At 63.6% G+C, this 16,052-nt stretch carries 16 protein-coding genes; 7 read left to right on the top strand and 9 right to left on the bottom strand.

What is annotated here, in order from left to right; all coding sequences use genetic code 11:
* Positions 1-4: 4 nt before the first annotated feature.
* The 9 genes from VGH98_22365 to hypF form a co-directional block, all read right to left on the bottom strand.
* Positions 5-682, bottom strand: a complete 678-nt coding sequence (locus VGH98_22365) for a DUF5947 family protein (GenBank protein HEY2378743.1) — start codon at positions 680-682, stop codon at positions 5-7.
* Positions 679-1,269, bottom strand: a complete 591-nt coding sequence (locus VGH98_22360; protein HEY2378742.1) for a NifU family protein — start codon at positions 1,267-1,269, stop codon at positions 679-681. The genes VGH98_22365 and VGH98_22360 overlap by 4 nt, the downstream gene beginning before the upstream one ends.
* Positions 1,270-1,272: 3 nt before the next feature.
* Entirely contained in the window at positions 1,273-3,057 is a 1,785-nt protein-coding gene (locus VGH98_22355; GenBank protein HEY2378741.1) for a nickel-dependent hydrogenase large subunit, read from the bottom strand.
* Between the two features lie 13 nt (positions 3,058-3,070).
* Positions 3,071-4,129 (bottom strand): hypothetical protein, encoded by a 1,059-nt coding sequence (locus VGH98_22350; protein HEY2378740.1) that lies wholly within the window; start codon positions 4,127-4,129, stop codon positions 3,071-3,073.
* 124 nt (positions 4,130-4,253) lie between these two features.
* Positions 4,254-5,393 carry a hydrogenase expression/formation protein HypE gene (gene hypE, locus VGH98_22345; GenBank protein ID HEY2378739.1) on the bottom strand — a complete coding sequence of 380 codons (1,140 nt, stop codon included), beginning with the start codon at positions 5,391-5,393 and terminating at the stop codon, positions 4,254-4,256.
* Positions 5,390-6,505 (bottom strand): hydrogenase formation protein HypD, encoded by a 1,116-nt coding sequence (gene hypD, locus VGH98_22340; GenBank protein HEY2378738.1) that lies wholly within the window; start codon positions 6,503-6,505, stop codon positions 5,390-5,392. Before hypD ends, hypE begins: the two co-directional genes overlap by 4 nt.
* Positions 6,502-6,759, bottom strand: a complete 258-nt coding sequence (locus tag VGH98_22335; GenBank protein ID HEY2378737.1) for a HypC/HybG/HupF family hydrogenase formation chaperone — start codon at positions 6,757-6,759, stop codon at positions 6,502-6,504. The genes hypD and VGH98_22335 overlap by 4 nt, the downstream gene beginning before the upstream one ends.
* Entirely contained in the window at positions 6,756-7,034 is a 279-nt protein-coding gene (locus tag VGH98_22330; GenBank protein ID HEY2378736.1) for a HypC/HybG/HupF family hydrogenase formation chaperone, read from the bottom strand. The genes VGH98_22335 and VGH98_22330 overlap by 4 nt, the downstream gene beginning before the upstream one ends.
* A gap of 17 nt (positions 7,035-7,051) precedes the next feature.
* Positions 7,052-9,454: a carbamoyltransferase HypF gene (hypF, locus tag VGH98_22325; protein ID HEY2378735.1), complete on the bottom strand. Its 2,403-nt coding sequence runs from the start codon at positions 9,452-9,454 to the stop codon at positions 7,052-7,054.
* Here hypF and VGH98_22320 point away from each other — a divergent pair.
* The 7 genes from VGH98_22320 to VGH98_22290 all read left to right on the top strand — a co-directional run bounded on the left by VGH98_22320 (position 9,453) and on the right by VGH98_22290 (position 16,044).
* On the top strand, positions 9,453-9,956 hold the full coding sequence (locus tag VGH98_22320) for a hydrogenase maturation nickel metallochaperone HypA (protein ID HEY2378734.1): 504 nt from the start codon (positions 9,453-9,455) through the stop codon (positions 9,954-9,956). The two genes, hypF and VGH98_22320, sit on opposite strands and share 2 nt — an antisense overlap.
* The gene (gene hypB / locus VGH98_22315) at positions 9,937-10,629 is read left to right on the top strand and encodes a hydrogenase nickel incorporation protein HypB (protein ID HEY2378733.1); all 693 of its coding nucleotides are present in this window, start codon (positions 9,937-9,939) and stop codon (positions 10,627-10,629) included. Before VGH98_22320 ends, hypB begins: the two co-directional genes overlap by 20 nt.
* Before the next feature lie 121 nt (positions 10,630-10,750).
* Entirely contained in the window at positions 10,751-12,505 is a 1,755-nt protein-coding gene (locus VGH98_22310; GenBank protein ID HEY2378732.1) for a thiamine pyrophosphate-dependent enzyme, read from the top strand.
* A 2-nt stretch (positions 12,506-12,507) separates the two neighbouring features.
* Positions 12,508-13,620 (top strand): enolase C-terminal domain-like protein, encoded by a 1,113-nt coding sequence (locus tag VGH98_22305; protein ID HEY2378731.1) that lies wholly within the window; start codon positions 12,508-12,510, stop codon positions 13,618-13,620.
* Between the two features lie 20 nt (positions 13,621-13,640).
* On the top strand, positions 13,641-13,907 hold the full coding sequence (locus tag VGH98_22300) for a hypothetical protein (protein ID HEY2378730.1): 267 nt from the start codon (positions 13,641-13,643) through the stop codon (positions 13,905-13,907).
* Positions 13,900-14,910: an SDR family oxidoreductase gene (locus VGH98_22295; protein HEY2378729.1), complete on the top strand. Its 1,011-nt coding sequence runs from the start codon at positions 13,900-13,902 to the stop codon at positions 14,908-14,910. Before VGH98_22300 ends, VGH98_22295 begins: the two co-directional genes overlap by 8 nt.
* Positions 14,911-15,042: 132 nt before the next feature.
* Positions 15,043-16,044: a DJ-1/PfpI family protein gene (locus VGH98_22290; protein ID HEY2378728.1), complete on the top strand. Its 1,002-nt coding sequence runs from the start codon at positions 15,043-15,045 to the stop codon at positions 16,042-16,044.
* The last annotated feature ends 8 nt before the right edge of the window (positions 16,045-16,052 follow it).

Raw genomic sequence — 16,052 nt, 5'->3', positions numbered from 1 at the left:
ATCGTTAGGCTCGGCGTGCGCCGCGCAGTTCGTCAAAGAACGCCTCCACGTGCTTCCACACCTCATCGCCACCGCCGAGGCCTTTCCAGTGCTGGCGAATCAATCCGGCGAGGCGATAGCAGCGATCGATAGGCACGGCCCATTCCTCGCGCGCGCCACGCGTGCGATTCACGAGCAGCGCCTCGACATCTGGCTCGAGCGATGCGATCGTCGGACTCCGCATCGCGATCGCGCCCCATGTGTCGAGCGAGAGACGCGATTCCGTGACGCCGACGGCGCTTGGGTACAACGCGACGGTCCGCCCGGCGGCGGTATCCTGGAAGAAAAAAGCGATGTCGACGGGAATTGCCAATTCGGCCCACGCGACGTCGTTCAGCTCGACGTCCTCGAGCCGGCGAACACGATCGGGAATGAGCCGGTATTGGTGACCACCTGCATTCCGCCCAGGGAACAGCGTGGCGCACGCCGGACACGCACAGACGAGCCGTCGCTCCGACACGTTCAAGAGGTGCCGGTGCGTTGGCGCGATCGGCGTTGCACACAGGTCGCAGCGCTCCGAGTCATCGCGTTGCCGGCTGCCAGTCCCGTTCGGCGCCGGAGCCGCCGTCGGCGGCTGACGCCTCGTCTGCGCCAGCCGGAAAAGACGCGTCGACGACACGTCAACGGGCGAGTAATCGCTCATCCCGCGGCGCTCGCGACCGCCTGATTGTCGCGGCCATTTCGCGAACGGACGAGTGGCACCAGAGGCATGTCCGTGTCGTGACTCGCCACATCGTCGGTCTCGATTCGCAGAATCTCCGGCGCGTTCTCCAGAATCGCGTCTTCGACCGTCGTTCTGAGCGTCGCCGCTGACGACGGACAACCGTGACAACTCCCCTGAAGCCGCAGGCGGACGGTGCTTCCTTTGACAGCGACCAACGCGACGTTGCCGCCGTGCGACGTCAGATACGGCCGCACCTGCTCGAGCGCTTCCTCGACCCGACGCCGCACGTCCTCCGGATGCAGGCCGTGCAGCATGAGCAGATGCGAAACAAGATCGTCTCCCGCGAGCGCGGTAGCGAGGCGCTCCTCGCCGGCGGCATCGCACTGCTCGGCCACGTGGCCGACGATGCGCGCCAATCCCTCCCCATACAGGTCGAGGAGCGCCTGGACCGATGCGACCGCCGTCTCGCGCACCCGGCGGTCGCCAATCGCGTCGATCTGCTCGAGCAACGACTCGACGCGGGCGACACGTTCGCGTGCTTCGCGATCAGTCAGCGGCATAGACATCGATCACCGCGGCACGCCGAACATCGGCGAGTGTCTGAGCTCGAGCGTCTTCCCCTTGCCGAGATACATGTGCACGCCGCAAGGGAGGCATGGATCGAAGCTCCGAACCGTGCGCATGATGTCGATTCCCTTGAAGTGATCGCGATCGTTTTCTTCGAAGATTCTCAACCCTTCCACGGCGTCTTCGTACGGGCCCGGCGTGCCGAAGCTGTCGCGCGGGCTCGCGTTCCAGGGCGTCGGCGGATACGGGTGATAGTTCGCAATCTTCTTATCGCGGATCACGAGGTGGTGCGAGAGTACGCCACGCACGGCTTCGTGGAAGCCGCAGCCGATCGCGTCGTCCGGCACGCTGAAGTCGGAGAAGACCTTCGTGTGGCCGGCGCGAATCTCGGTCATCGCCTTCTCGAGGAAATAGAAGGCGAGCGCCGCCGAGTAGGCGACGAAGTAGATGCGCGCGCGGTCGCGCTCGATCGTGTTCGACCACTTCGGGACCTTCCACTCCAGCGTCGTCTCGGGGAGCTGCGCGCTGCGCGGCAGGTTGATCTGGACGCTCGATCCGGTCGCCTTCACCTGTGGCAGGTCGACGAGACCACTAAGCGCTGTTGCCCAGAGACGCGCGAGCGCACCGCCGCCAGTATCGAGTGCGAGATGGTTGCCAGTGCGCTTATCCAGCCAGCGAGGGCTCATCACCCAGCTGTAGTTCCCTTCGAAATCACGCTTCTGGGGCTTTGGCAGCGTCGTCTGGTTCCACGGATGGCGCTTGTCGATCGGGTTGCCGAGCGGATCGCGGTCGACGAAGACCTGCTCGTCTTCCCAATCATCATAGAAGGAGCTGCCGAGCAGAATCCGGATGCCGAGGTTGATGTCGATGAGATTGTTCGTAACGATCTTCCCATCGACGACAACGCCCGGCGTTACGTACATCGCTCGGCCCCAGTCGTTCATCGTCTGATAGCGATAATCACAGACGTCGGGATTCTGGAACGAGCCCCAGCAACCGAGCATAATACGACGATTGCCAACCTGTTCGTAGCCAGGCACGGCGTCGTAGAAGAAGTCGAAGAGGTCGTCGTTCATCGGCACGGCCTTCTTCACGAAGTCGAGCACGTGCATGAGACGCACGAGATAATCCGTGAAGAGCTGCGGCGTCGCGACGGTGCCGACGCCTCCCGGGTACAGCGTCGACGGATGGACGTGGCGTCCTTCCATCAGGCAGAACATCTCGCGCGTGGTCCGGCTGATGTGCAGTGCCTCCTTGTACATCGATCCCTCGAAGGGATTGAACGCGCGCATGATGTCGCCAATCGTCTTCATGCCATGGACGTCGGCGTGAGGTGCTTCGGTCTTGTTGGCCTTGGCGAGGAGGCTCGGGTTGGTCTCCTTCACCATCTGCTCGCACCAATCCACGAACACCAGGTTGTCCTGGAAAATCGTGTGATCGAACATGTACTCCGCCGCTTCACCGAGATTGATGATCCACTCGGCGAGCGCCGGCGGCTTCACGCCGTAAGCCATGTTCTGCGCATAGATCGAGCAGGTCGCATGATTGTCGCCGCAGATGCCGCAGATGCGACTCGTTATGAAATGCGCGTCACGCGGGTCCTTCCCCTTCATGAAGACGCTGTAGCCGCGAAACAGCGACGATGTGCTGTGGCATTCGACAACCTCGCGGTTGTCGAAATCGATTTTGGTGTAGATGCCGAGATTGCCGATGATACGGGTGATCGGATCCCAGTGCATCTCGACGAGATTGCCGGACTTCGGTTCGGCATGCTGAAGCGTTGCCATCGATGAGTCTCCTTTAACGCTGCGGATATCGCGGCTGATAGCCGGTGGTGAGTTCGGTTCGGTTGTGGCGCCATTTCGGCTCCTTATCCACCGTGTCGTTCGTCAAGCTGCGTAATCGGCGAATCATGTTGCCGTACACGCCGGTCAACGACGACGAGATGACTCCACCTGGCGGCTCGTCCATGAAAGGCATGAACTTGTCTGGGAAGCCCGGCATCGTGCACCCGATGCAGATGCCGCCGACATTCGGGCAGCCACCAATGCCCGCCATCCAGCCACGCTTCGGCACGTTGCAGTTCACCACGGGCCCCCAGCACCCCGTTTTCACGAGGCACTTTGGAGAGTTGTAATCGAGCGCGAAATCGCCCTGCTCATAGTAGCCGGCGCGATCGCAGCCCTCGTGCACCGTCTTGCCGAAGAGCCACGTTGGCCGGAGCTTGTCGTCGAGCGGGATCATTGGTGAAAGACCCGCGGCTTGATACAAGAGCCAGGTCAACGTCTCCATGAAGTTGTCAGGCTGCACCGGACATCCCGGCACATTGACGATTGGTAAACCGCCCGCCGACCGAAAATCCCAACCGAGATAGTCGGCGAGTCCCATGCAACCGGTCGGATTGCCAGCCATCGCGTGAATGCCGCCGTACGCTGCGCAGGTTCCAATCGCAAGCACCGCCCACGCCTGTGGCGCGAGCTCGTCGATCCAGTCATTGAGAGGCTTTGGTTGGCCGCGTTCATCGTTGCCGAAGCCGGTCCAGAAACCTTCACCGCTCAAGTGCTCGTTGGGAATCGAGCCCTCGATGACGAGGACGAACGGCCCGAGCGTACCGGCCGCACCCTTGCGAAAGGCCTCGAGGAAATCCTCGTCGCCCTTGGCGTTCGTTCCGCCTAACGAATACGCCAGCACCTTGTTGTGGAGATGCACCTTCGGCAGCCCCGGGATGAGGCCGAGTAGCACGTCCTCCAGACTCGGCTGCGTCGCGGCAGTGATCGATACCGAGTCGCCGTCGCAGCTCATTCCCTCGGAGATCCACAGAATGTGAACTTCGTCAACACCGCCGTTCTTTCCGGCCATCTCACACCTCCAGCGTTATTCCCACATTCCCTACCATCATGAGGAGCGAAGCGACGAAGGATCTACTATCTCTCGTTAGAAAGTTGCCGCTTAGCGGGCCATGCTAGATCCTTCGCTTCGCTCATCAACAAATCCGCGGCAGCGGATCGCCGACGAGGAGATCCATCACACGCCGGCCACCGAATGCCGTTTGCACCAACACCATGCCGTGCGGTTCGCGATGCACCGTGCCGATCTCGGCGGCATCCTCGCAACCGGGAATCGCCCGCAGCGCCTCCAGTGCCCGCGCCGACGTTTCCTCGCTCACCACCGCCACCAGCTGGCCCTCGTTCGCGACATACATCGGATCGATGCCTAACAGCTCGCACGCGCCCGCGACCGCGGGATCCACCGGAACGGCGCGCTCGTTCACGAGCACCGAAACGCCGGATGCCACCGCGAGCTCGTTCAGCACCGAAGCGACACCACCGCGCGTCGCGTCGCGCATGCAGCGAAGCGCCGCGCCGGCCGTGTCGAGCAGCGCATTGGCGACCGGCCACAGCGAGCGCGTGTCCGATGTGATCTCGGCGTCGAGCTCGAATTCGCCGCGAGCGAGCATGATCGCGGTGCCATGCGCGCCGATGCGCCCCGAAACGAGGATGCGATCTCCGGGACGCATCGACGCCGGGGAGAGCGACGCTCGCGCGTCCACTCGCCCGATGCCGGTCGTACAGATGTACATGCCGTCCGCGTGCCCTCGCTCGACGACCTTGGTGTCCCCCGCCACCACGCGAACGCCCGCCGCCGCCGCGGCGCGCGCGATTGCCTCGATCTCTCGCGTCAATGCTTCCGCCGAGAGCCCCTCCTCGAGAACGAGCGCGAGCGTCAGGGCGAGCGGTCGGGCGCCACTCACCGCGAGATCATTCACCGTCCCATTCACCGCCAGCTCTCCGATCGAGCCGCCGGGGAACACTAGAGGCCTAACGACGAAGGAGTCCGTCGTGATCGCGAGATTCATGTCGCCGAGTGCCACAATGCCCGCATCACCCAGCTCTTCGAGCGCGGCGGACGCAAACGCCGGGACGAACAAGCCGCGTACGAGTGTCGCGCTTGCTTTGCCGCCAGCGCCGTGCGCCATCGTGATGTGCTCGTCGCGAAAGCGCGGCGGCCGGGAACGCACCTGCTCGATCCTGTCGAGCGCTTCACGCTCGCGCTTCGCGCGGTGGTCGTTGTCGCGACCGAGCGCTGGCTCGCTCTCGAACCGGGTGTGATCGATCGCCTTCATACGACCACTCGCTCCCGCGCGACCCGTCCAAAGTTATAGTACGCCGCGCATGCACCTTCGCTCGAGACCATGCACGTGCCGATCGGATGCTCAGGTGTGCATGCCGTACCGAAGACCTTACACTCCCACGGCTTGATGACGCCCTTGAGCACCTCGCCGCACTGACAGGCTTTCGGATCGGCGACGCGCACGCCTGGCACCGTGAACCGCTCTTCGCTGTCGAACTCCGCGAACGCCGGGGCAAGCTTCAACGCGCTCTGCGAGATGAAGCCGAGTCCACGCCACTCGAAATGCGGCCGCAACTCGAAGACAGTTGAGAGAACGCGCAAGGCCTGAAGGTTGCCCTCGTAGGGAACGACACGGGCATACTGATTCTCAACCAGACAACGACCTTCGTCGAGCTGCTTGAGAATCATGTAAACCGACTGCAGCATGTCGAGCGGCTCGAAGCCCGACACCGCGACCGGCTTGCCATACTCGCGGCAAATGAATTCGAACGGTCGAGCGCCAACGACAGTGCAGACGTGACCTGGCCCTATGAACCCATCCAATCTGAGATCGGGCGATTCGAGGAGCGCGCGCAGTGGTGGCACGATCGTGACGTGATTGCACATCACGGAGAAATTCTTCACCTGCTCCGCCTGCGCGCGGAGGATCGTGAGCGCCGTCGACGGTGCGGTCGTCTCGAAGCCAATCGCAAAGAAGACCACCTGCCGATCGGGATGCTGCTTCGCAATTCGCAGCGCATCCAGCGGGGAGTACACCATGCGGATATCGGCCCCTGCTGCGCGCGCGTCGAGGAAGCTTCCATCGCCCCCCGGCACGCGCATCATGTCGCCGAAGCAGGTGAGTGTGACGCCCGCGTTGCGCGCGACGGCGATGCCGTCGTCGACGCGCCCCATCGGTATCACGCACACCGGGCAGCCGGGTCCATGCACCAGCTCGACGTTGGACGGAAGCAGGTCGTCGACGCCGTAGCGATAGATCGTGTGCGTATGTCCCCCGCACACTTCCATGAACTTGTAATGTCGCCGCGGCTCGACGAGGCTCGCGATCTGTCGCGAGAGTCGCTGCCCCAAATCCGCATCGCGAAATTCGTCGACGAATTTCATACGCGTTCGGTCCGGTTGGTGTCAAGCCGCGTCAGCGCGGTGGCCGCGTGAACGAGCAACGTGTCTCCGACTCGAGCATCCGGAACGAGCGCGATCATCACCTCAGTCTCCTGATCCGCGGCGTCGAGGCAGCGAGCGAGGCCGACGGTGTGATCGAGTGACGCAACGCGCATTGGCACGCCCTCGTCGGAGCACGTAATGCAGTGATCCGAGCCGCACTGGGCCACGACGTCGGTCTCGTTCTCGCGCTTCATTGAATCGCACTCGCTTTGAACTCTTCCATTTCCGTCGTGTACTCGGCGCCCATTCGCTCGAGTAGTTCGAGCGTCGCGGCGGCTTCGGCTTCGTCGACGCGCGAGATCGCAAAACCGACGTGAATCAGCACCCAGTCGCCGGGCTCGACTGGCCGGTCGGCGCCGTCGAGCAGTCCGACGTTCACCGTGCGCTGCACGCCCGTCACGCTCACGCGTGCAAGACGATTCGTCGCGTCGACGATCTGTACGACCTGGCCCGGAATGGCGAGACACATCGGCGATGAGGTCCTCGTTAGGTTATCGGAATCGCGGTCGATGACGCGGCGCGCGCCGCCGCGATCGCCGCCTGGCCGAACGCGATGCCGCCGTCGTTCGGCGGTACGCGTTGTGGAACGAGCACGCGGAGCCCCGCCGCGAGCAGCGCCTCGGCGGTGCGCTCGATCAAGAGAACGTTCTGAAAGACGCCGCCGGACAGCACGACCGTGTTCACGTCGCGCTGTTCGGCAACGAGGTGACAGATTCGCGTCGTGGCGTCGACAATACCATTGTGAACGCGAGCGGCGACGGTTGCGGCAGGCACGTTTGCGTCGAGGTCAGCAATCGCGCCACGCACGAGAGGCCGCGCATCCATCATCAGTGCTCCGTCCTCGCCACACAGCTGCACATCATACCGCCCCACCTCCTCCTCATCCGCCATCATCTCGAGCTCGATCGCCGCCTGACCCTCGTACGACACGTCGGGAGGGCCGCCGCACAGGACCGACAGCGCATCGAACAAACGGCCCATGCTCGTCGTGTACGGTGAAGCAATTCCTCCGCGAACGAGCCGCGCGACCGACCGCCATTTCGCATCGCGCACTTGCCCAACGAGCGCGCCGGGGAGTGCCGGCGTCACGCCAGGCGATAACTCGGACAGCCATGCGCACGTCATGCGCCACGGCTCGCGAATCGCTGCTTCTCCACCAGGCATTCGAACCGCTCGCAGGTGGCCGACTCGCTCAAATCTCGTTAGGTCACCGAGCAGAACCTCACCGCCCCAGAGCGTACCGTCGAGGCCGTAACCGATACCGTCGAAGATCACGCCGATCGCGGGGCCGCATTCACCGTGCTCAGCTAGGCACGCAGCCAGATGCGCATGATGATGCTGCACGCCAAGCGACAGCTGCTCGGGCGAGGCATCGATGCGCGCTCGTGCGTACTTGGTGGAGAGATACTCAGGATGATCATCGAACGCGACGTGACGCGGCGTTACCGAGAAGAGCGCCTCGTGATGGGTCACGCCATCAATGAACGATTGTAGAGTCTCGTAATTGGCCAGGTCGCCGACATGCGGGCCCAACCACGCATCCCGCTCCCGGACGAGACAGAAGCTGTTTTTGAGTTGAGCACCGCATGCGAGGAGAGGCTCCGGCGTCGCAACCGGCAGCCTCAACGTCGTTGGTGCGAAACCTCGTGAACGACGGAGCATCTGCGCTTGGTGCTGGCCACCGATCGCAATCGTGCGCACGATGGAATCGTCGACGCGACATTCGATCGGCCGATCGTGCAGCAAGAGAAAATCGGCGATCGTCGCGAGCCCGGCAATCGCAGTCCCGTTCTCGTAGACGATCGGCTCGTCGCTGACGTTGCCACTTGTCATCACGAGTGGATTGCCGACATCGGCGAGCAGGAGGTGGTGCAGCGGGCTGTACGGCAGCATCAATCCGAGGCAGCGTTGTCTCGGCGCAACGAGGTCAGCGACGCGAGCTTCGTGACGGCGCCGAGCCAGAACGATGGGCCGTTCGCGGCCGTTCAAAAGTTGCTCATCGAGTGCAGCGAGCTCGACGAGACAGTGTGCAGCCGCGAGGTCGGGCACCATGAGCGCGAACGGCTTCTCCTCCCGCACCTTTCGTGCACGCAGACGTTGCACGGCAACGTCGTTATCGGCGCGACAGGCGAGATGAAAACCGCCGAGGCCTTTGACGGCGATGATTGCCCCGTTCAATAACGCGACAGCCGCCGCCTCGATCGCGTCGCGCGCGTCGCCGAGTGGCGCGACGTGCCCAGCGGCGTCGACGAACCAAGCCCGCGGACCACATCGGGGACACGCGTTAGGCTGCGCGTGAAAGCGGCGGTTCCGCGGGTCGTCGTATTCGGCGCGGCAGTCCGCGCACATGACGAAGGCCGCCATGGTGGTCAACGGCCTGTCATATGGTATGCCGCGCACGATGGTGAAGCGCGGCCCACAATTCGTGCAGTTGACGAACGGATAGCGATACCGACGATCCATTGGATCGAAGAGCTCGCGGAGACACTCGTCGCACGTCGCGCTATCGGGGACGACCTGCGCGCGAACCTCTCTGGACGGAACGCTTTCATCGATCGTGAATTCGCGTGAGCCCAGTGGCGCGATGTCTTCGCGGACGATGTCGCCGCATGAGGCGAGCGGGGGTGCGTCTTTCGGTAGCCGCTGAATGAAGCGCTCAAGCGCGCGCGTCGATCCTTCGACCTCAACAACGACTCCGCGGGCATCATTGCGCACGAAGCCATGCAACTCGAGCGCGTGCGCGAGCCGGTACACGTACGGTCGAAAGCCAACACCTTGCACGCTGCCGTCGACAGTCAGTCGAACACGCCGCGAATTCATTTCGTCAATTCCACGGCATTCCACTCCTGGCGCCGTGCGCGTGAGAGTCGCACGCGCGGCGCGTTTCATGACTTCAAACCGGGGTGGCGTTCGTGCAAGTTGGGTACCCATCGCGGGAATCGGCGGGAGTTTTCCGCCTCGAATCGCGGGCGCAGCGCACCAATGTGCTTCTTTGGGCGCACATGATGCAGGTACAGGCGACTACATGCACGAACTGTCGATTGCAATGAGCCTCGTGGACCTTGCGGCCGAGGAGGCCGAGCGCCGCGGCGCGCAACGCGTGAACGCAGTGCATCTGCGTCTCGGCCCGCTCTCCGGCGTGGTCGGCGACGCGCTGCGTTTCTCGTTCGAGATTGCCGCGAACGGAACAGCGATCGATGGCGCGCGACTCATCATCGTCGAGACGCCGATCGTCGCCCACTGTTCGCGTTGCGCCGTCGACCGGGAGATTCCCTCGGCGCAGATGTTGTGCTGTCCAGCATGCGGCACGCCGACGCCTAACGTGATTCGCGGCTCCGAGCTGGAGCTCTTTGCGATGGAGCTCGAGGGAGATGTCGCCACGCATCGTTGAGATCCGACAGAACATCTTGAAGCAGAACGATCTGCTCGCGCGCGAGCTCCGGCGACGCTACGCGGAGGCGGGCGTCTACGTCGTGAATCTCGTGTCGGGTCCCGGATCGGGAAAGACGGCGTTGCTCGAGGCGACGCTCTCGGCGCTGAAGCGTGATCACGCCGTTGCCGCACTTACGGGCGACCTCGCGACAGACAATGACGCACGCCGCCTCGCCCGCTCGGGCGCGCCCGTGCGACAGATCTGTACCGGAACCGTGTGCCATCTCGACGCGAAGATGATCGAGGAATCACTCGCGGAATGGGAGCTCGATGCCCTTCGATTCTTGTTCATCGAAAACGTCGGCAATCTGGTGTGCCCGGCCAGCTATGACCTTGGTGAGAGTCTTCGCGTTGTCCTTCTCTCAGTGACCGAGGGCGAAGACAAGCCGCTCAAGTATCCGACCCTCTTTCATTCCGCCGACGTTGCCGTGATCACAAAATGCGATCTCGCGGACGCCGTCGGCTTCGATCGCTCGGTGGCCTACGACAATCTCGGCCGCGTCTCGCCCACGATCCGCGTGTTTGAAACGTCGGCGCGGACGGGCGAGGGCGTTGCTCAATGGCTTCAGTATCTGGAGTCCTGTGCCCAGCTCGTCGGCAGGCCGCTCTCGAGTGCGCCAGCCGAGCAATGAGTAAACACTAAAATATGGCGAGCGCCTGGCGACGCGGCACAAGGCATGTTGTATGCGTACTCCATACAACTTCGGGAGCCATCGGGCTCGGCGGCGAAATCGCGATCAGGAGTGAAGGACTATGGCGACATCGACAGCCACGCTGCTTGTCGAGCGGCTCAGTGCGTGGGGCGTGGACACCATATTTGGCCTCCCGGGTGACGGCGTCAACGGAATCTTCGAGGCCCTTCGCACGCACGAGAAACGGATCCGCTTTGTGCAGGTCAGGCACGAAGAGGCTGCTGCATTTGCTGCGTGCGGCTACGCCAAATACACCGGGCGCCTCGGTGTCTGTCTCGCGACATCGGGTCCCGGCGGTATCCATCTTCTGAACGGATTGTACGACGCCAAGTGCGATGGCCAACCGGTACTCGCGATTACCGGGCACACGTTTCACGATCTCATCGGTACGCACTATCAGCAGGATGTCGATCTCGACAAGCTCTTCATCGACGTGGCAGCGTACAATCAGCGCGTGATGGGGCCGGCTCACGTCGTCAACGTTGTCGACGAAGCGATCAAGACCGCGCTCGCGCGTCGCACCGTCGCGCACATTACGATCCCGAAGGACGTTCAGGATTGGTCGCTCGATGATCAGCCGCGGTCGAGTGCCAACGTCATGAAGCACAGCGCCGATCTCTTCGCGGGGGCGTTCCCCGTCCCACCGGAACAACTGCTCCGCCGCGCGGCCGACATCATCAACGATGGAAAGCGCGTCGCTATTCTCGCCGGACGCGGATGCCTCGGCGCGCGCGACGAGGTGCTCGAACTCGCCGAGAAGATCGGCGCGCCGATCGTCAAGCCATTGTTGGGCAAAGCGGTCGTGCCGGACGATAGCCCGTACACGACTGGCGGTATCGGCTTGCTCGGCACCGCGCCGTCGCAGGATGCTTTAACAGAGTGTGACACGCTGCTTATCGCCGGCACCAGCTTTCCTTATATCGAGTTCTATCCGAAGCCCGGCGAGGCGCAGGCGATCCAGATCGACATCGACCCGAGCCGCATCGGCGTTCGCTATCCGGTGGAGGTCGGTCTCGTCGGCGACTGTCGCACGGTACTCGCCGCGCTCACGCCGTGCGTCGAGCGCAAGCGTCATCGCGGGTTCCTCGAGGAGTCGCAGAAGAGAATGAAGGATTGGCGGAAGCTCATGAAGGACCGCGGCACGCGCTCCGACATGCCGATGAAGCCGCAGGTCGTGACGTACGAGCTGAATAAACTGCTCGACGACGACGCGATCGTCTCCGCCGACAGTGGCACGATAGCGACATGGGCAGCGCGTTACATCGACGTGCGCGATCGCATGCAGTTCTCGCTCTCGGGATCGCTCGCGACGATGGCGAACGGCCTGCCGTACAGCATCGGCGCGGCCATCGCGTATCCGCAGCGCCAAGTCGTCTGTGTCGTCGGCGATGGCGGCTTCACGATGCTCATGGGCGAGCTGGCTACTCTGGTCAAGTACGATCTGCGGGTCAAGGTGATCATCATCAAGAACAACGTGCTTGGCGAGATCAAGTGGGAGCAGTTGGTAATGGAAGGAAATCCGCAGTTCGGCGTCGAGCTGCAACCGATCGATTTCGCGGCATACGCCAAGGCGTGCGGCGCTGGAGGTTTCACAATCGAGAAACCGAAGGAAGCGGCATCGGTGCTGCGTGAGGCACTCGAGTACGCGGGGCCGGCGGTCGTGCAGGCGGTAGTCGACCCTAACGAGCCTCCGTTCCCGGGAAAGATCTCGACCAAGCAAGCGCTCCACTTCGCTGAGGCGCTCGCGCGGGGCGAACGCAAGCGATGGGACATCATCAAAACGGTGCTCGAGGACAAAGTGCGGGAGGTCACGTAGCAATGTTCACGGTCGGCGCGGCGAGTGGTGCTGCGGTCGAGCAGGTGGCCGTGTCCGCGTACCGCATCCCGACCGACCAGCCTAACGAATCAGACGGGACGCTGGTGTGGGACGCGACGACGCTCGTGCTCGTCGAGGTCAAGAGCGGCGGCGTCACTGGTCTGGGCTATACCTACGCCGACGAAGCCACCGCGCGGCTCATCGATGACACGCTTGCCGACTTGGTGCGCGGAATGGACGCGATGGCAACCGCCGCGAACTGGAAATGTCTCGTTGCCAAGGTGCGAAATCTTGGACGCTCCGGCGTCGCCTCGATGGCGATCTCCGCCATCGACAATGCACTCTGGGACCTGAAAGCACGCCTCCTCGATCAGCCCCTGGTCACGCTGGTCGGTGCCGCGCGCGACAGTGCACCCGTGTATGGGAGTGGCGGCTTCACATCGTATTCGATCGAGCAGTTGCTGCGGCAATTGGGTGATTGGCTGAAGGAGGGCATCCTCAGGGCGAAGATCAAAGTCGGTCGCGACGCGATCGACGATGTCGTTCGCGTTCGCGCCGCACGTGCGGCGATTGGCGAGCAAGCCGAACTGTTCGTCGACGCCAACGGCGCCTACGATCGCAAGCAGGCCCTCGCCCAGGCCGAGCGATTCGCCGAGTACGGAGTGAGTTGGTTCGAGGAGCCCGTCCCGTACTGGGACATCGACGGACTTCGCCTGTGCCGTGACCGCGCGCCCGCCGGAATGGAGATCTCCGTGGGAGAGTACGCCTACGAGCCGAACGATCTCGCGCGTCTCCTCGATGCGCAGGCGGTGGATGTGCTGCAGGCCGACGCGTCGCGCTGTGAAGGTATTACTGGTTTACTCATCGCTGATGCGCTCTGCGAGGCCCGCGCGGTCCCGCTCTCGACACACTGCGCCCCATCGCTGCACGCGCATCCGGCTTGCGCGCTCAAGCGACTTCGGCACATCGAATACTTCCACGATCATGTGCGGATCGAGCACATGCTCTTTGACGGCGCGTTGACCCCGCGAGACGGCGCGCTGTATCCGGACCTCGGTCGGCCGGGATGCGGACTCGAGTTCAAGCACGTCGACGCGCGCAAGTTCGCGATCTGAACGACAACCTGATGTACCAAATGCCAGAGATTCCGAAGTCCCCCGACGTCAGGCGCGCAGTTGGCCGTGCTGCTCCGCCGCCGACAGCGGCCCGACCCGATGCGATCGATGGTCGCAAGCTCGTCATCGATATCCGGAAGCTCGTGGCATTGCTTGCGCGAAACGTCCGCGGTGAGGTCAACGCGCGAGCGGCTGCGCGCAGAACGACCGGGCGTGAGACGCTCCACCCCGCACAACTCCTGAATCTCGCGCTCGACAGGGCCTCATGGGGACGGAAAAATGCCTAACGCTGATGGAAGACGCGACGTCATCGTCGTCACCGGCGCCTCTGCCGGGCTCGGACGCGCCATCGTCGAGCGATTCGCACGAGACGGCGCCGCGATCGGGCTCATCGCTCGCGGACGCCCGCGCCTCGAGAGCGCCCGCGAAGCAGTCGAGGCTGTTGGTGGACGTGGGCTCGTGTTGCCCCTCGACGTTGCCAACGCCGAGGCCGTCGAGCAAGCGGCGCAGACCGTGGAAGACGAGTTCGGACCGATCGATGCCTGGATCAACAACGCGATGGTCTCCGTCTACTCGCCGATCAGGGAGATGTCCGCGGACGAGTTCCGTCGCGTCACCGAAGTAACGTACCTCGGCTACGTGCACGGAACGCTCGCGGCGCTTCGACGAATGCTGCCGCGCGATCGCGGCATCATCATCCAGGTTGGATCGGCCCTCGCGCACCGCAGCATCCCGCTCCAGTCGGCGTACTGCGCCGCCAAGCACGCGATCATGGGCTTTCATGAGTCCTTGTTGAGCGAGCTCGTACACGACGGCAGCCACGTTCGCTCGACGATGGTGCAAATGCCGGCGATGAACACGCCGCAGTTCGAGTGGGCCAAGAGCCGGTTGCCGCACAAGACACAGCCGGTGCCCCCGATCTTTCAGCCCGAGGTCGGTGCGGACGCCGTGCATTACGCCGTACGCACGAATGTCGGTCGGGAACTGCTCGTCGCCTGGCCGACGGTGAAAGCCGTGATCGGGGAGAAGCTCGTGCCCGGCTACATCGATCGACGTCTCGGGCGCACCGGCTACGCCAGCGAACAGAGTGGCGAGCCGGCTGATCCAACTCGGCCGAATAACCTGTGGGAGCCGGTGGCCGGACCGTACGGAGCGCACGGTCGCTTCGACGACCGCGCGAAGCGCGCGAGCGCGGAGCTCCGCCTCGTCAAGCTCCGTCCATGGCTCGCGCTCGCCGGCGCTGCGCTCACGGGCGTTGCGCTCGGCGCGTTCTCGAAGCGCGAGCGCTGAACAGTCTCACGCTTCCCGTCTCACCGCTAGAACTGGGCCGACAGCCTGCCTCGCCCGGCTGGAATGCGCCGTGGCAGAAATCATCGGAAAATTGTCATTGCAGCCAACGCCGATCTGATGCCACATTGCGACATGACCCGTCGTATCGGATTTCTTGGCTTCGAGGGAATCCAGGCCACGGACCTCGTGGGGCCGGCCGACGCGTTCCGCTCGGACGCCTTTGCCACGGCAGGCATCGAGGGCAACGGGAGCACGGCATATGAAGTCGTCGTCATCGGACTGTCGAAGCGGCAGTTCACCAGCTCGAGCGGCATCACGTTCCGCGCGGACACGACGATTCCAACGGCGATGGCGTTGGACACGCTCATCGTTCCTGGGGGCACCGGTCTCCGCCGACATGGTGTCGCCGAACGCGCGGCGCAGTGGATCGCAAGTCGTGCTCGCGACATTCGACGGATCGCCACGGTGTGCACGGGCATTTACGGCGTCGCGCCAACCGGACTCCTCGACGGCAGGCGCGTCACGACCCATTGGAGCGCGTGCGCCGATATCGCGCGGCGCTTCCCCGCGCTGCGAGTCGACGCGGACGCGCTGTACATCAAAGATGAGAAGTTCTACACCTCGGCCGGTATCACGGCCGGTGTCGATCTCGCCTTAGCGCTGATCGAGGAAGATCACGGCGCGGAGGCGGCTCTCAGCGTCGCGCGCGAGATGGTCGTGTTCCTGAAACGACCCGGAGGACAGAGCCAATTCTCGGATCTGCTCCAGTTTCAAACACGTGCGTCCGATCGCTTTCGCGACATCGGTGCATGGATTCAGACACATCTGGCGAACGATCTATCGGTTGAAACCTTGGCCGCGCGAGCCTATCTCAGCCCGCGGCAGTTTGCGCGCGCTTTCCGTGACGAGTTTGGCACCACGCCTGGCGCTTTCGTCGAGGCGGCTCGCCTGTCGGAGGCGAGCCGCCGCCTAACGAATGGCGGCCGCCGACTGAGCATCGAAGCCATCGGCCGCTCTGTTGGATACGCGAGCGAGGATGTCTTTCGCCGCGCATTCGAACGCTGCTTTGGTGTCACCCCAACGAGCTACCGGAGCCGCTTCGCCTCTTCGGCCACGCGGCGTCCGCATTCCTGATTTCGACG

This window comes from Gemmatimonadaceae bacterium (assembly GCA_036496605.1).
Classification (GTDB): domain Bacteria; phylum Gemmatimonadota; class Gemmatimonadetes; order Gemmatimonadales; family Gemmatimonadaceae; genus AG2.
This window is presented reverse-complemented; position numbering and strand designations above follow the sequence as displayed.

Excerpts from the sequence above, each read along its gene's own strand:
- VGH98_22365 (HEY2378743.1), bottom strand. The coding sequence starts at position 682 with ATGAGCGATTACTCGCCCGTTGACGTGTCGTCGACGCGTCTTTTCCGG.
- VGH98_22360 (HEY2378742.1), bottom strand. The coding sequence starts at position 1,269 with ATGTCTATGCCGCTGACTGATCGCGAAGCACGCGAACGTGTCGCCCGC.
- VGH98_22355 (HEY2378741.1), bottom strand. The coding sequence starts at position 3,057 with ATGGCAACGCTTCAGCATGCCGAACCGAAGTCCGGCAATCTCGTCGAG.
- VGH98_22350 (HEY2378740.1), bottom strand. The coding sequence starts at position 4,129 with ATGGCCGGAAAGAACGGCGGTGTTGACGAAGTTCACATTCTGTGGATC.
- hypE (HEY2378739.1), bottom strand. The coding sequence starts at position 5,393 with ATGAAGGCGATCGATCACACCCGGTTCGAGAGCGAGCCAGCGCTCGGT.
- hypD (HEY2378738.1), bottom strand. The coding sequence starts at position 6,505 with ATGAAATTCGTCGACGAATTTCGCGATGCGGATTTGGGGCAGCGACTC.
- VGH98_22335 (HEY2378737.1), bottom strand. The coding sequence starts at position 6,759 with ATGAAGCGCGAGAACGAGACCGACGTCGTGGCCCAGTGCGGCTCGGAT.
- VGH98_22330 (HEY2378736.1), bottom strand. The coding sequence starts at position 7,034 with ATGTGTCTCGCCATTCCGGGCCAGGTCGTACAGATCGTCGACGCGACG.
- VGH98_22320 (HEY2378734.1), top strand. The coding sequence starts at position 9,453 with ATGACTTCAAACCGGGGTGGCGTTCGTGCAAGTTGGGTACCCATCGCG.
- hypF (HEY2378735.1), bottom strand. The coding sequence starts at position 9,454 with ATGAAACGCGCCGCGCGTGCGACTCTCACGCGCACGGCGCCAGGAGTG.
- hypB (HEY2378733.1), top strand. The coding sequence starts at position 9,937 with ATGTCGCCACGCATCGTTGAGATCCGACAGAACATCTTGAAGCAGAAC.
- VGH98_22310 (HEY2378732.1), top strand. The coding sequence starts at position 10,751 with ATGGCGACATCGACAGCCACGCTGCTTGTCGAGCGGCTCAGTGCGTGG.
- VGH98_22305 (HEY2378731.1), top strand. The coding sequence starts at position 12,508 with ATGTTCACGGTCGGCGCGGCGAGTGGTGCTGCGGTCGAGCAGGTGGCC.
- VGH98_22300 (HEY2378730.1), top strand. The coding sequence starts at position 13,641 with ATGCCAGAGATTCCGAAGTCCCCCGACGTCAGGCGCGCAGTTGGCCGT.
- VGH98_22295 (HEY2378729.1), top strand. The coding sequence starts at position 13,900 with ATGCCTAACGCTGATGGAAGACGCGACGTCATCGTCGTCACCGGCGCC.
- VGH98_22290 (HEY2378728.1), top strand. The coding sequence starts at position 15,043 with ATGACCCGTCGTATCGGATTTCTTGGCTTCGAGGGAATCCAGGCCACG.